Annotated in this window: 11 protein-coding genes and 1 CRISPR repeat array; of the genes, 4 read left to right on the top strand and 7 right to left on the bottom strand. The window is 61.1% G+C overall.

The genetic code is table 11. The features are described from left to right. Window positions 1-9 precede the first annotated feature (9 nt). Window positions 10-1,436: a CRISPR direct-repeat array (repeat unit 37 nt; unit sequence GTTGAAAAACAAAAAAATCCGCATCGCGGATTGAAAC). A 125-nt stretch (window positions 1,437-1,561) separates the two neighbouring features. Continuing rightward, window positions 1,562-2,182: a LysE family translocator gene (locus A6A03_RS17725; RefSeq protein WP_066790955.1), complete on the top strand. Its 621-nt coding sequence runs from the start codon at window positions 1,562-1,564 to the stop codon at window positions 2,180-2,182. Here the strand turns inward: A6A03_RS17725 and A6A03_RS17730 are convergent. The 6 genes from A6A03_RS17730 to A6A03_RS17755 all read right to left on the bottom strand — a co-directional run bounded on the left by A6A03_RS17730 (window position 2,179) and on the right by A6A03_RS17755 (window position 10,146). Then, window positions 2,179-2,964 (bottom strand): TrmH family RNA methyltransferase, encoded by a 786-nt coding sequence (locus A6A03_RS17730; RefSeq protein ID WP_066790957.1) that lies wholly within the window; start codon window positions 2,962-2,964, stop codon window positions 2,179-2,181. The two genes, A6A03_RS17725 and A6A03_RS17730, sit on opposite strands and share 4 nt — an antisense overlap. Window positions 2,965-3,485: 521 nt before the next feature. Then, on the bottom strand, window positions 3,486-5,765 hold the full coding sequence (locus A6A03_RS17735) for an FAD-binding oxidoreductase (protein ID WP_066790959.1): 2,280 nt from the start codon (window positions 5,763-5,765) through the stop codon (window positions 3,486-3,488). Between the two features lie 55 nt (window positions 5,766-5,820). Continuing rightward, window positions 5,821-6,174, bottom strand: a complete 354-nt coding sequence (locus A6A03_RS17740; protein ID WP_066790961.1) for a type II toxin-antitoxin system PemK/MazF family toxin — start codon at window positions 6,172-6,174, stop codon at window positions 5,821-5,823. Next, window positions 6,161-7,351 (bottom strand): helix-turn-helix domain-containing protein, encoded by a 1,191-nt coding sequence (locus tag A6A03_RS17745; protein ID WP_245669051.1) that lies wholly within the window; start codon window positions 7,349-7,351, stop codon window positions 6,161-6,163. Before A6A03_RS17745 ends, A6A03_RS17740 begins: the two co-directional genes overlap by 14 nt. 45 nt (window positions 7,352-7,396) lie before the next feature. Beyond that, window positions 7,397-8,629, bottom strand: coding sequence for an SPFH domain-containing protein (locus A6A03_RS17750; RefSeq protein WP_066790962.1), 1,233 nt, complete (start codon window positions 8,627-8,629; stop codon window positions 7,397-7,399). Further along, a complete protein-coding gene (locus tag A6A03_RS17755; protein ID WP_066790965.1) occupies window positions 8,626-10,146 on the bottom strand; it encodes an SPFH domain-containing protein in 1,521 nt (506 codons plus the stop codon). The genes A6A03_RS17750 and A6A03_RS17755 overlap by 4 nt, the downstream gene beginning before the upstream one ends. 178 nt (window positions 10,147-10,324) lie before the next feature. Here A6A03_RS17755 and A6A03_RS17760 point away from each other — a divergent pair, with 178 nt between their 5' ends. From A6A03_RS17760 to A6A03_RS17770, 3 genes are all read left to right on the top strand, one after another. Next, window positions 10,325-10,642, top strand: a complete 318-nt coding sequence (locus A6A03_RS17760; protein ID WP_066790966.1) for a nucleotidyltransferase family protein — start codon at window positions 10,325-10,327, stop codon at window positions 10,640-10,642. Window positions 10,643-10,976: 334 nt separating this feature from the next. Then, on the top strand, window positions 10,977-12,074 hold the full coding sequence (locus tag A6A03_RS17765) for an ImmA/IrrE family metallo-endopeptidase (RefSeq protein ID WP_245669052.1): 1,098 nt from the start codon (window positions 10,977-10,979) through the stop codon (window positions 12,072-12,074). Continuing rightward, complete coding sequence (locus A6A03_RS17770; RefSeq protein ID WP_066790967.1) at window positions 12,058-12,543, top strand: DUF4411 family protein; 486 nt, start codon at window positions 12,058-12,060, stop codon at window positions 12,541-12,543. Before A6A03_RS17765 ends, A6A03_RS17770 begins: the two co-directional genes overlap by 17 nt. Before the next feature lie 38 nt (window positions 12,544-12,581). On the opposite strand, the gene A6A03_RS17775 is transcribed toward A6A03_RS17770, so the two are convergent. Then, on the bottom strand, window positions 12,582-14,276 hold the full coding sequence (locus A6A03_RS17775; RefSeq protein WP_066790968.1) for a long-chain-fatty-acid--CoA ligase: 1,695 nt from the start codon (window positions 14,274-14,276) through the stop codon (window positions 12,582-12,584). Window positions 14,277-14,668 lie beyond the last annotated feature (392 nt).

Below are 14,668 nucleotides of genomic sequence, written 5' to 3' on the forward strand. Positions count from 1 at the left end.
GGGGGGGGGGTTAAAAAACAAAAAAACCCGCATCGCGGATTGAAACCCCCGCCGGCGCGGTTGCGGCGGGCTGGCAGCTCCGGGTTGAAAAACAAAAAAATCCGCATCGCGGATTGAAACCATTCGCCGCCAGCGCCGGCGCCGGCAACGAACCGTTGAAAAACAAAAAAATCCGCATCGCGGATTGAAACTCTTCGGTCGCCGGTAGACCGGCTATGCCGGCCTGCGTTGAAAAACAAAAAAATCCGCATCGCGGATTGAAACTTGTATCCGTTAGACCCGGAATTACCGCTTACGTGTGTTGAAAAACAAAAAAATCCGCATCGCGGATTGAAACTCGTCCGCCGCCATCTCCCGCAAATCCGGCACCTCATGTTGAAAAACAAAAAAATCCGCATCGCGGATTGAAACGGCAAAGCACACCACATCGATCGCTGGCTGCTCGGGTTGAAAAACAAAAAAATCCGCATCGCGGATTGAAACCTGTCATCTCCCGCAGCAACCGGCGCAACTCAGATAGTTGAAAAACAAAAAAATCCGCATCGCGGATTGAAACCTAGAGCATTGCGGCGGCGATGTTTCCGCCGCGTTGAGTTGAAAAACAAAAAAATCCGCATCGCGGATTGAAACGTCATTATTGCCCCCTAGCTGTGCGCCGGCAGCCGGTTGAAAAACAAAAAAATCCGCATCGCGGATTGAAACTGGTACATCAGCATTTGTAGTGCGCCAGAGCGCGTGCTGTTGAAAAACAAAAAAATCCGCATCGCGGATTGAAACGGCAAACCAATGCGGTCTGCCCACCGTGCCGATATTGTTGAAAAACAAAAAAATCCGCATCGCGGATTGAAACATTTCCAGCTCGTGCGTATCGGAGATGCAGCGTTTGTTGAAAAACAAAAAAATCCGCATCGCGGATTGAAACTCTGCAACTATTGGCAGTCGCAGCGTTGAGATCCGCAGTTGAAAAACAAAAAAATCCGCATCGCGGATTGAAACCCGACCACCTCAACCCCCCAATGCGTCGCGTTGCACGGTTGAAAAACAAAAAAATCCGCATCGCGGATTGAAACTACAGATCCATGTCATCCCTCCCGTGTATACCGTAATGTTGAAAAACAAAAAAATCCGCATCGCGGATTGAAACTGGTACGTACCGGCAGCGACCGAATGCCGGGGGCCGGGTTGAAAAACAAAAAAATCCGCATCGCGGATTGAAACCTGTCCGTAGCGCTTGGCGTTGCCGGTCGGGATGGTTGAAAAACAAAAAAATCCGCATCGCGGATTGAAACCCGAGAGCAACACCGATTGCACGGCCCGCCACGCCAGGTTGAAAAACAAAAAATCCGCATCGCGGATTGAAACACGTTGCCCGCGATGTACTCCGCTACGTTACCAGCGTGGTTGAAAAACAAAAAATCCGCATCGCGGATTGAAACTGAACTACAGCAGAAAGAATACGAATTACGGTAACATGTTGCAAAACAAAAAATCTGCATTGCATGCGTTACTTTCGGGTATCATAACGCTGTGTTCTGTCAGTGCGCTACCCGGAGCCGCCACCATGCTCACCGATCGCTTGCTCGCCTATACGGTTGCCGTCGCTATTCTCACCCTCATCCCCGGCGCTGATACGATGCTGGTGCTGCGCAATGCGCTGGCCCGCGGTCGCCTTGCTGGTGTGGCTACCGCGTTTGGGATCGGGAGCGGTCTGTTTGTGCAGGCAACGCTGTCTGGTTTGGGGTTGGCCGCGATTGTGGTGAAGTCTGCCGAGTTGTACCACATCATTAAGTTGGCCGGTGCGCTCTATTTGGTTGGGTTGGGGGTGTGGACGATCATCACCACGTGGCGGCAACGCACTGTGCCTGAATTTCACCTGCCCTCCGGCCAAGAACGCCACGCTTTCGTTGAGGGGGTGTTGAGCAATGTGCTGAACCCGAAGGTGGCGGTGTTTTATTTGGCATTTTTGCCCCAGTTTATCGATCCGCAAGATCCGGTGCTGCTGACCGCACTTGCGCTGACGACGATCCATTTTGCCCTCAGTGTGATCTGGTTTTCGACCCTGACGTTTGTGGTGGCGGGGGTAAGCAGGTGGCTGCGCCAAGCGGCGGTGCGCCGGCGGCTGAATTATGCTACCGGCGCGGTGTTGGCGGCGCTGGGGATGCGGATGGCGGTTGAGAGTTAGCGGTGGCGGGTGATTTCGTACATCAGCACTCCCGCTGCGACTGCGAGATTGAGCGAGTCGCTGCGTCCGCGCATCGGGATGCGCACCACTAGATCGCACGCGGCGAGTTGGTCTGCGCTGAGACCCTGCCGTTCGCTACCGAGCGCGAGCACCAGCGGCTGCGGGTACGTTGCGGTGCGGTAGTCGTGTGCGCCGCGGTCAGAACTGCCAACCAGTGCGATCTGGCGCGCGCGGCTCCACTCGACGAGCTCGGCCCAGTTCGTGCGCGCAATCGGCTGGCTGAAGAGCGCACCCATACTGGCACGCACTGCCTCCGGATCGAAGGGATCGGTGGTTGCTCCCACTAAGATCACGCCGCTGAAGCCGGCCCCGTCGGCGGTGCGCAAGATTGTGCCGAGGTTGCCGGGATCGGCGACTTCGACCAGCGCAACCCAGCCGGTTGCGGCTGCTGGTAGGCCGGCTAGCGGGGTGTATTGGATGCGCCCGACTGCGGCAAGGCCCTGCGGGTGTTCTTTGCCGGCGAGACTGGCAAAGACGTCGGTGCTAACGGTGAGCACCTTCCCGCCGCTGGCAGCGTAGGCTGCCGCGATTTCGCGGGCAAAGGCGCTGGTGAGCAGGTCTGGCGCGACGATCAGCATCTCGAGGGGGGCTTGGCATTGGATGGCTTCAGCCACCAGCCGGATGCCTTCGATCAGGTAGCGGCCCTGTTCGTCGCGGGCTTTGCGCTGGCGCAGCGCGCGTAGCGCTTTGATGGTTGGGTTGGCGAGACTGGTGATGAGCATGCGATGGATGTTCTCTCGGTGCTATCGTGACAGTTGTTGCTAGTTTGTACCATATTTTGCTGGTTTTTGCTGAGACGGGAGATTGCTTCGGGGGCTACGCCCCCGCGCAATGACAGGGCGACTCCCTCCCCCAGCGGGGGAGGGCTGGGGTGGGGGCACCGTCTCCGCTCGCCGGTTGTCATTGCGAGCCGAGCGGAGCGAGGCGAAGCAATCCCCCGCGAGCACGGGAGCAACCAAAAGAGCGAGATTATCGCGAGGTTATTGATCAGCAATCCCCGGCGAGCACGGGTGCAACCCGCTGAAGGGGGAGATTGCTGCGGGGGCTGCGCCCCCGCGCAATGACAACCGGGGAGCGGGAGCGCTGTCTGCACGCACGCATTCCGCCGCAGCGGGAGATTGCTGCGGGGGTTGCGCCCCCGCGCAATGACAGGGCAACTCCCTCCCCCAGTGGGGGAGAGCTGGAGTGGGGGCCGCAGCGACCATCCCACGCACTCACTCTGCTACAGCGGGAGACGCTGCGATCACGACGGCAAGACCTTGCCCGGATTGAGCCGCCCTTTCGGGTCGAAGCGTGCTTTGATGGCGCGCTGGATAGCGATCTGCGCGTCGCCCAACGCTTGCCGCATAAACGGTCGTTTGAGCGTGCCGATGCCGTGTTCGCCCGATAGCGTGCCTCCCACTTCGAGCGCGATGGCGAAGATGGCTTCGGCGCACGGCCAGAGCCGGGCCATGTCGGTGGGGTTGCGCGCGTCGAACAGGATGTTCGGGTGCAGGTTGCCGTCGCCGGCGTGGCCAAAGACGACGATGGGCAGTTCGTAGGCGGCGCTGACCTGTTTGATCCGGTTGACGCATTCGGCGATGCGCGTGACCGGCACGCTGATGTCTTCGCCGAGCCGGTTGGGCCGGATGCGGGCTAGCGCCGGGGCAATCACCCGCCGCGCTTGCCAGAGGTTGGCTTCGTCGCTAGCGGTGCGGGCGACGGCGACCCGTTGCGCGCCGCCGGCCCGCGCGAGTTCGGCCAACGCCGTCGCTTCGCGTTCCACCGCTTCCGGTTCGCCGTCGGCCAGCATCAGCAGCATCGCCCCAGCGTCGCGCGGCAGCCCGATCCGCAGATACGCTTCGACCGCCGCGATGGTGGTGTCGTCCATCAGTTCGAGGCTAGCCGGGATGATCCCCGATGCCATAATCTGTTCGACGGTGGCGCAGGCTGCGTGCAGGTCGGCAAAGATGGCCATAGTGGTGCGGCGGGCCCGCGGCAAGAGGATCAGGCGCAGGGTCGCTTCGGTGATCACGGCCAGCGTGCCCTCGGAACCAACCAGCAATTGGGCTAACCCGTCGCTCTCGCCTTGCCCGGCCAAGCCGTCGCCGTAGCGCACGATGCTGCCATCGGCCAGCACAGCGGTCAGCCCCAGCACATAATCGGCGGTGACGCCGTACTTGAGGCAGCGCGGCCCGCCGGCGTTGCAGGCGATGTTGCCACCGATGGTCGAGGCGGTTTGGCTGCTGGGGTCGGGCGGGTAAAAGAGACCGAGCCGCTCGGCGGCGCGTTGCAGTTCGGCAGTGACGACGCCAGCGCCAACGTGGGCGATCTGCTGGTCGCGATCGATCGCGATCTGCTCCATCCGGTTGAGACCGATCACCAGACTGCCGGCAGTGGGCACCGCGCCGCCGGCTAAGCCGCTACCGGCTCCGCGCGTGACCACCGGCAAGCCGCGGGCAGCGGCGATGTTCATCAGCGCCGCGACTTCGGCAGTGGTCGCCGGCAATGCCACCGCTAGCGGTAAGCCATCGGGTTGCGCGATCGAAGCATCTTGACCATAAACGGCCAGTTGGTCGGGGTGGTGGATGAGGTAGCGGCTTCCAACCACCGCTTGCAGTTCGGCAATGGCATCGCCTACCGTCACCCGACCGCCTTGGGCAAGAGCAGGGAAGGCCGGGGTTGGCGGCGGGCCGAACTCGTAACAAGGCTGACCTCCCAACGCGGCGGCCTGTGCTTTCAGCGACGCCGCCAGTGTCTGGTCGAGCAGCGGCCCGACGTGCAGGCTGCCCACGCCAGCATCACCCCAGATGGGGGCAGTGGTGGCGGCGCGGCAGGCGGCGACAAACGCCGGCAAGGCCCGGCGGGGCAGGGTCAGATCGAGCCGTTGGCTGGAGGGAAGGGCGGCGTGCTGATGGGCCAGCGCCTCCCAGTGTTGCCATGCGGTGAGCGGGTTAGCCGTGAGCGAGAGATGATAACGCGCCGCCGCGGTTGCTACCGCTTGTGCTTGCCGGTCGAGCACGTCCGGCAACCCGGCCAGTTCTACCAACAGCATCCCGTCGCCATCGAAGGCCAAGGCGCGCAGCGCCAACCCGGCAGCAACTAGCTCGGCGGCCAGCGCCAGCAACTGCTCTGCTGGCCCGCGCAGCAACTGGAGCGCGGTCGCTGCCGGCAGCGGGCGCAGATTAAACGTCAGCTCGCGCACTGTACCTAGCGGCGCTCCATTACCGGCCAGCGCCCGGTTGAGGTTGTAGCCGGTGGCGCGTTTGAGGGTTGGCCCGCCAATCGTGAGCATAGCACCGTTGCTCTCAACAGTGGCCGCTCGCACATAACGCCCGATCGGGCCGCTGTGCAGCCGGTAGCGTCCGCCGCTGTTACAAGCCACCAACTCAGCCAGCGTCACCTCGGCGCGCAACGGCACGATCGGCAAGCAGAGGCGGTATGGCGCCAGCGCGTCGTTGAGCGCAGCGGCGGTGGCCGTTGCCGGCGCGCTCGCCAGCAGCGCGCCGGGGTTAATGGTAAAGGGTTCTGCTGTGGTGGTCATGATGGTATGCGTGTGTTGTATCTGGGGCACGACAGGGCAGGTTTGGCATCCTCACTTACGTCAGCGCCGGATTATAATCTACCACCAGCGCAATCGCCGCCGCAATCTCGTCCATCCTCTGTGCCGGCACTCGCCCGATTTGCTTCCGCAATCGGCTAACCTCAATGCTTCGCAGTTGCAGCAAGTCGGCGGCGTGCGGTTTGCCCAACTGGGCCGGCCAGCGCCCCTCGATCCGTTGCATCCAGCTCAGGTTTTCAAACCGATCCTCCCATGGGTGCAAAGGTGCGACAAGCCGTAGCGGTAGGCTGCCAAGGGCGTTAGAGCTGACGATAACGACCGGCGTCAAGCTGCCATCGCCCAAATCGGCCTGCCAGATCTCGCCGCGCCGGGGAGCCTTAGGCGTGCTCACTCGTGACGACCTCACTGGCTATCGTAGCGGGAACGTTGTAGAGATCGGCGGCGGCGGCGGCTTGTTCGGCCAGCGCGGCGTGGCGCATCTCGATCGGTTGTTGGAGCAGATGCTGGCAACGACGTGCCGTCACTGCATGCTCCGCCGGCTCCGGCTCCGGCACTGCTTCGCCGAGCAAGCGGCGCGCCTCAGCGGGATCGATCAACTCTTCGGCCAGCGCGCGCAGGGTGGCTCGCCGCAACCACAGCGGCTCTTCCAGCGGCAACGGCTCTGGTTCGGCGGTGCGCCACCCGCGTTCGCTCAGCTCGATCATCAAGGAACGATAGAGGCGCTGGTTGATAATCCCCAGCGTCTGCATGCGGTAGAGCAAGGCTTGGATGCTCATGCCGAAATGGCGCTTGAGCAACAACAATTCGTCGAGGTGGAGGGAGTTGCGATGTTCGCCAATATGGTGGCGCAGATCGTTCGCTGGGGCTAGCAAGGCCGCCGCAAAACGGAACGCAACCTGCTCTTCATTGAGCTCGGCTGGGGGCTGCAGCACCAGATGGGCCAGCTCGTGAGCTAGGTTCATACGCCAGCGCGCACCATCGTGGCTGCGCCTTCCGACCACTGCCGCGGCAAGGGGGGCGCCGTCTTCAGCGCGGGCGATGGCGGCGACGCCATCGAACCCATCGACCGCAGCGAGCGCGATGACGTGCAGGCCGTGATCTTCCAGCGTATCGGTGAGATTGGCGATCGGCGCGCTGCCCAGCTCCCAGCGCGTACGTAGATCGGCAGCAGCCTGCTCGGCATCGTCAAGGTTGGCAATGGTGTACTCGAACAGCGGCACATCGAGGCGGGCCGGCTCGCCGATCAGCTCTTGCAGGGACAAGCGATCACGCAGTGCCTCGTGGGCCAAGGCTGCCATCTGCTCTTGCTGCCGTTTGCTCAGCGAAGCGCGCTTGCGGTAGGCAATGAGTTCAATCTGTACGTCGCGGCTATCGAGCAACTCAGAGGGGCGCACACCGAGCGCCTGCGCCAATCGCTGCAACACCACCGGCGACGGCTGCGCTTGCCCGTGTTCGTATTTAGAAACGGCTTGACGGGTGACAATCCGGCCAGTCGCTTCCGCCAGATCGTCGAGGGTCATGCCGCGCGCCAGCCGTAATTGGCGCAACCGGTGGTGGATCATAGCCATACACCTCCTGTTGGTTGACAATTATCGGTGATGGATGACGGGTTGTCAACCGGCGCCGTCGGCGGCGTTGGCCAATTTCGGCAACAATTGCGCCGTGATCAGGGTGGTCAGCGCCGAGGCGTCGCCGCCGTCGCTCTGTACCACGATCGGGCGCGGCGCGTGTTTCATCAGCGTTTCGGCCACTTGCAAACGGCGGCGGGCCAGTTCATATTGCAAGACGGCGCGGTTGTCTTGGTAGGCTTGGCCGAGGTATTCCAACCCACGCGCCTCATTCTCGGCCTGCCGCAACGTCGCCCTCCCGCGCGCCTCGATCTCCCAGCGCACCCGCTGCGCTTCGGTCTCTTTCTCTTGCAGCATGCGGGCCACGTCTTCGCGGGCCTTGTTGATCGCGGCCCGCACCTCGACCAGCTTGGCGTCGCGCACCTTCTTGGCCCGCTCGATCTCGAGCCGCAGATTGTCGATTCGCTGCTTCTTAATCAGTTCCCACTCGCGTTCGTAAGCTTGCAGCTCCTTCGCCACCCGCTCGCGGGTCGCCAGATGCTGCTGGTACTGGTCGGGCAACTGCACGTCGGGAATGTTGGCGCCAGTGATGCGCACGCCGTAACGGGCCAATTGCCGGTTGAGCAGCTCTTGCATATCGCCGACGTCGCTGCCGCGCAGGTCGTAGGCGCGCTCGGTCTCGACCCGGCGCGCGCGCTGGCGGATGGCGTCTTGCACGGCGCTGCTCAGCACCAGATCGAAGTTGCTCGCGCCGAGCCGGCGCACAAACGCGATCGGGTCTTCGATCCGGAATTTGAGAAAGAATTCGATCGATTTGAGCGGCACATTCTCGCGGGTCGGCGCGGCCATCACCGGCGCGGTGTAGGGAATCTCGGTGCTGGTGTCAACCACCGCTTCGACCTTTTCCCACGGCCACCAGAGGTAGTGCCGGCCCGGTGTGAGGATGCCGACGATCTGGCCCCAGCGTGAGAGGATACCGGTGGTGCCTTGCTCGATTTCGACGATTGCGCCGAGGATGAACGAGGCGACGGCAGCGATGAGGAAGAGGAAGGCGAGGACAATCGCGAGCAAGCCGAAGAAGCCGCCGCTGAACACGGCGACCCCTAGCAGGTAGAGGCTGATCGCCAGCGGCAGCAGCCAGCGTGCCCGCCGGCGGTCTTTTGGGATAACCACCGGCACCAGTTGGCCCTCTTCGCCAGAGCGGAGCAGTTGCCGGATGCGGCTCCACGTCGCGACGGCTTCGCGGATGCGCGAAAATTCGCGGCGAGTGTCGGTCATTGGCTTTCTCCTTTCGCCACTGGTTGGGCGGCTTCGCCTTCGGCGGCCACCACCTGCTTGATCTGCTCGGCGCGGGCCTGAATCCGCTGCCGGATCTCGTGCATGCGGCTGCGAATAGCGGCGACATCATCCGGCGAATAGAGTTCGGTATCGACAATGCCCAGCATGCGTTGCGCAATCGCCAGATAGTCGATCGCGGCTTCAGCCCCGCCTCCTACCTGCACGATCTGCGGCAGATGGCCGGCCACCGCTTCCAGCCGGTCAAGAATGTCTTGCTGGTAGCGGTACTGCAAGATTTCGGGGTACATCGCCGCGCCGACGGCGCGAATATCGAGCGCCTGCGCTTCGAGCAGGGCCGCGTTGGCCCGCGCCGCACTCTCGGCTTCGCTCAGCAACTGGCTGGCATAGGCGCTGGCCCGGTAGGTCTCCTTCTCGCGGGCAGTGTCAATTTGGGCCTGAAAGGTGGCAATCTCGGCCCGGATGGCCGACAACTGCTCGCGCAGGCTGGTCAGCTCGCGGTTGAGATCACCCTCATCTTGCTCTTTGCGCAGGGCCAGCTCGTATTCGTAGGTGTAAGCCTCTTTCGCCACCCGGATCATCTCCGGCTTAGCGAGGTCGATGCGGTACTCTTGGCTCGACGGCTCGGCGTGGGTGATGTTGGCGTTCACAAAGCGCACCGCCGGCAAAAACTGCTGGTTGAGCGTATCGAGCAGGTTTTGGGTGCTCTCACCGACCAGATCGTAGATCGCTTCGGCCCGCTGCTCGTAAATCAGGGCGCGGGTCACTTCGCTGACCGCGTTCTGCAACTTCTCTTGAAACCCCTTCGCGCCGCCGAGGGTAAAGATGAACGCCGCCGGGTCTTCGATCTTAAACTGTAAAAAGAGATCGACCGAAGCGTTCACCCGCGAGGCGGTCGGCGCTTCGCGGATCGGCGCGTTGTAGGGGTATTCGCGGGTGACGTTGACAATGTAGCTGACCCGCTTCCACGGATCGAGCAGCACTTTGCGACCCGCCGGCGCGATCTCTTCCAGCTTGCCGAAGCGGGTGATCAGGGCTTGGCAGCCGTCGGGCACCATAATAAAGGTGTTGCGCCACAGGCTGTAGACGACATAGCCAACGACGAGCAGCCAGTAGTGCGGGCCAAAGAAGACCAGCGTCAGGTTGGTGAAGCCGAACGAGACGAAATCGACCGCAGCGGTAATCAGCCAGCCGAACAGCCCCACCACCACCAGAATGACCGTCACTGCCACCCACACCGCCGAACGTGGATCGCGCGGGATGACCACCGGCGAGATGACATTGGCCACTTGGCCGCTTTGGTCACGCTGCTGCAAATTGCGGTTGAGCAGCTCCGCTGCTTCATCGAGCATCACGCTCATCTGCTCGATCCGGGTGGCGCCGCTCTCATTACCCGACCGTTGCGAGATGAAGTCGCTCGCTTTAATCTGCAACTGTTCCAGTTCCCCGCTTTCCAATAACTGCTGCGCGGCGCTCAATCCGCGCTGGAGCCGGTTCATACCGTTCTCCTTTCTCTCACGTTAGCGCACAGGAGCACATATCGCGTCTGCAAATGCAATGTACGAATGTAGTGTAGCAAACGTTGCGGGGGAATGGCGGGTTGTGCCCTAGCATTGCGGGCTAGATTCGCTATAATGCAGGTATCATCACGTGATCACAAACGAAAACGGTATAGCAATGCAAACAGCCGCCCTCGATCTTCCCGCCGAGCAGATAGCGGAGTTTTGCCGTAAATGGCAGATCCAGCGCCTGTGGCTCTTTGGTTCGGTGCTGCGTGACGATGTTAGCCCGCACAGCGATGTCGATGTGCTGGTCGAGTTTGCGCCGGAAGCGCGCTGGAACTTGCTGGATTTAGCCGGTATTGAACAAGAGCTGAGCGCACTGATAGGACGAACAGTTGATCTCGTTGACCGTCAGAGCGTCGAACAAAGTGACAATTGGATTCGCCGGCAGCATATTCTGGCGACCGCGAGGTTGTGGTATGCGGCGCGATGAAGCGACATTGCTGGATTATGGTGCAAGCAGGGCGGCGGATTGCCTCATGTTGATAAGGTAACGTTGATCGTGAATGCTGATTGTTCATCATGAGTGACCGATGCTACAGAACGGGTTAGCTCGTAGTGCAGCCTGAAAGCTGCTCGATATTGAAGGTTTGCGATCCACCACACTGATATAATGCATGTGTGGCGCCGCCTTGTTCATCTTGGCTTCAGATAAACGTTGGCAGCGGATTGCTGACCCGATAGGGATGATACACATGAAAGTCGCAGTAGCGCCCTCGGTGTTGCGATGGGCATGCGAGCGGTGTGGACTTGAGCAGGCGGCTCTTGTGCGTCGCTTTCCAAAACTTGAGCAGTGGTTAAGCGGTGAAGCTGCGCCTACCCTCAAGCAGCTAGAGGCGTTTGCGCGGGCGACGTATACGCCAATCGGTTTCTTTTTTCTCGCTGCGCCGCCAGAGGAACAGCCGCCAATTCCCGATTTTCGCGCGCCCGACAACCCATTCCGACAGCGACCATCGGCCAACTTGCTCGATACGATCTATTTGTGCCAACAGCGCCAAGAATGGTATCGTGAATTTGCGCTGGTTACTGCTGAGCCGGAACGCTCTTTTGTTGGTTCGGCCCGGCTTGATGATAAAGTCGTTGACGTAGCGGCGCGCATCCGTGAAACGCTCCATTTCTCGGTAGCAGAGCGGCGCCAGTTATCAAGCTGGACGGAAGCGTTGCGACTATTTATTGAGCAAGCTGATGCAGCCGGCATATTAGTCATGATCAATGGCGTGGTGGGTAACAATGCTCACCGAAAGCTCAATCCAGCCGAGTTTCGCGGGTTTGCGTTAGCCGATCCGGTAGCGCCGCTGATTTTCATCAACGGCGCCGACACCAAAGCCGGCCAAATGTTTACGCTTGCGCATGAATTGGCTCATATCTGGCTTGGCGAAACGGCGCTCTCGGACGCTGATATCACCGGTGAAACCACTTATCGCGTCGAGCAATGGTGTAATGCCGTCGCTGCTGAACTGTTGGCGCCATTGGATGCATTACGGCAATCCCTACGGCGGCTTGAGTTTGAGCGTGTACCGTTACGCGAAGCGGTCGATCGGTTAGCGCGCGATTTTAAGGTGAGCAGGCTGGTCATCTTGCGTCGCTTATACGATGCCGGTGCGATGAGTGATTTACAGTTTCACGCTGAGTATGAGCAAGAACTACGTCGCTTATCAGAGTTGACTCAACGTAGTGGCGGTCATTTTTATGCGACAACAACCGCGCGTGCCGGAAAACGCTTTACGCGCGCCGTACTAACTGCGGTATGGGAAGGGCGCGCTTCGTTTACGGAAGCGTGCCGCTTATTGGGGATCAAACAACATACAACCTTGGAACGTCTGAGCCGTGAGCTGGAGATCATCCCCAATGGCTTACCTGCTTGATGCCAACGTGTTCATTGCCGCAAAAAATTTGCATTACGGCTTCGATTTCTGTCCAGCATTTTGGGATTGGTTACTCCTTGCCCACCAGCAAGGCAAAGTCTACAGTATTGAAAAAGTTCGTGACGAGTTACGCGCAGGGCAAGATGATCTCGCGCAGTGGGTAGATTCGTTGCCAGAGTCATTTTTCTTACCGGTTGACCGGCAAACATTACCAGCTTTAGGAACTGTAGCTCAGTGGGTCAACGCGCACCGAGACTATAGCCCGGCGGCGAAGTCTACCTTTCTGCAAATTACCGATTACTATCTGGTAGCGCAAGCGTTGGCCGGTTCGCATATTGTCGTTACCCATGAACGTCCGGCCAATTCGATCCATACTGTCAAAATCCCCAATGTATGCCTTGGCGTCAACGTCTCTTACCTAACGCCGTTCGAGATGCTCCGCCGCGAGCGGGTGCGATTTGTGTTGTAGTAAAAGTGCCTCGCATCTCTGTATCAGCCTGCGCAGGTTTACGTATTTCGCTCCCGCTGCAACAACTCTTCGATCAGCCGCCAGCGCAGCAGTTTGCCGATGAAACTGCGCGGCAGCGCCTCGCGGAATTCGATTTTCTCCGGCATCACCGGCAGATTGAGCCGTTCGCGCAGGAAGGCAAAGACCTCGGCTTCGCTGACCCGCTCGCCGGGCCGGGTGACGACGAAGGCGCGGATTTCGGTGCGGCCATCGGGGAGCGGCACGCCGACCACTGCGGCGTCGATCACCGTCGGGTGTTCGTAGAGCGCCTCTTCCAGATCACGCGGGTAGATGTTGTAGTCGCCAGCGATGATCATCTCTTTTTTGCGCTCGATAATCTGAAAATAGCCGTCGGGCAGCATGCGAGCCACATCGCCGGTGCGCAGCCAGCCATCGGCAGTGATGGTTTCGGCAGTCGCCTGCGGGTTGCGCCAATAGCCGGCCATCAGTTGCGGGCCGCGCACCAACAGCTCGCCGATCGCTCCCGGCGGTAGATCAACCCCGCTCTGCAGATCAACGACCCGCGCTTCGGTGTTGGGCAGCGGCAGACCGATCGTGCCGGCCCGCCGCGCGCCGCGCAACGGGTTGGCATGCGTCACCGGCCCGGCTTCCGTCAAGCCATACCCCTCGACCAAGCGGCTGCGGGTGATGCGCTCGAATCCCTCTTGCACCTCGATCGGCAGCGGGGCCGCGCCGCTCAGACAGCTCTTCAGCGACGAGAGGCCATATTTGCGCACGTCGCGCACCTCGTTCAGCGCCGCGTACATCGGCGGCACGCCGGGGAAGAAGGTGGGCCGTTCGCGCCGGATGGTATGCAAAACATTGTGCGTCTCGAAGGTCGGCAGCAAGATCATCGTAGCGCCGAGCGCGATGCCGACATTCATACAGGCGGTCATCCCGTAGGCGTGCGAGAAGGGGATCGCGCAGAGCACCCGTTCGTTGCCTTCGTCGGCATCGGCGTACCATGCCCGCGTTTGGCAGGTATTGGCATAGAGGCTAGCGTGGCGGTGCAAGACGCCTTTGGCGGCGCCGGTGGTGCCGCTGGTATAGAGAATGACTGCCGGGTCATCGGCGTGCAACGCAGGCAGATCACCGCTGGCGCCAGCCGCCAAGACGTGCTGAAACCAGTGAGCTTGGGCGGCTTGCTCGGCGGGCACGCGGTGGCCTTCGCGCTCTTGGCGCAGCAGGGTGAAGAGGATGCGCTGGCTGGAAGGCAAGTATTCTTTCAGATTGGTGTAAATCAGGCGGGGGAAGGGCAGCTCGGCCCGCACCTGTTCGACTAGCCGGTAAAACATGCTCAGCGCGATAACGGTCGTCGCTGCCGAGTCGCGCACTTCGTGGGCAAAGCCTTCGGCGTCGAAGATCGGGTTGGCCAGCACCACGATCCCGCCGGCCAGCAACACGCCGTAGTAAGCGATCACCGCCTGCGGGATATTGGGTAGCAAGATCACGGCCCGCTCGCCGGGTTGAAAGCCGATCGCCAGCAAGCCACGGGCAAAGCGGTTGGCCTCTTCCCACAGACGGGCATAGCTGATGATGCGACCATAAAACGCGATAGCAGTCGTATCGGCGAACCGATCGGCGGCGCGGCGCAAGAGTTCGGGCAGCGGCGCCGGCGTGATGGCGAGGGTGGGCGGCACTCCCGGATCGTAATGGCGCAGCCACGGGCGGGTGGCAAAGAGATCGGCGCTCATGCAGGCGTTCCTTTGGTGAACGGGTGATGACACTTACGATTGTAGCAAAACTTGCTCAGGTATGGAGCGCGGCAGTCAAACTGCCGCACTCCATCCGGTCGCTGCGCCGTGGGGGTGAGGGCCATCAGCTCGCGCAGCGGGGTTCGTCCCTAGATTCCGGCCTTTCCCCCACGGTCATTGCGAGCGGAGGGGCAGCGCAATGCGCTGACCCGCAGCGAAGCAATCCCCTGCGAGCGCGAATGGAACTCCGCTCAGGCATCGTTCTCACTGACGTGGGAGATTGCTTCGGTCGGGCGGCTCCCAGCGTGGCTGGGGGCCGCCACTCCCTCGCAATGACAAGAGGGCGCGCCGCCCTCGCAATACTGATCCCTCTCCCACCTTCCCCCGCTGGG

It is taken from the genome of Chloroflexus islandicus, from assembly GCF_001650695.1.
Classification (GTDB): Bacteria; Chloroflexota; Chloroflexia; order Chloroflexales; family Chloroflexaceae; genus Chloroflexus; species Chloroflexus islandicus.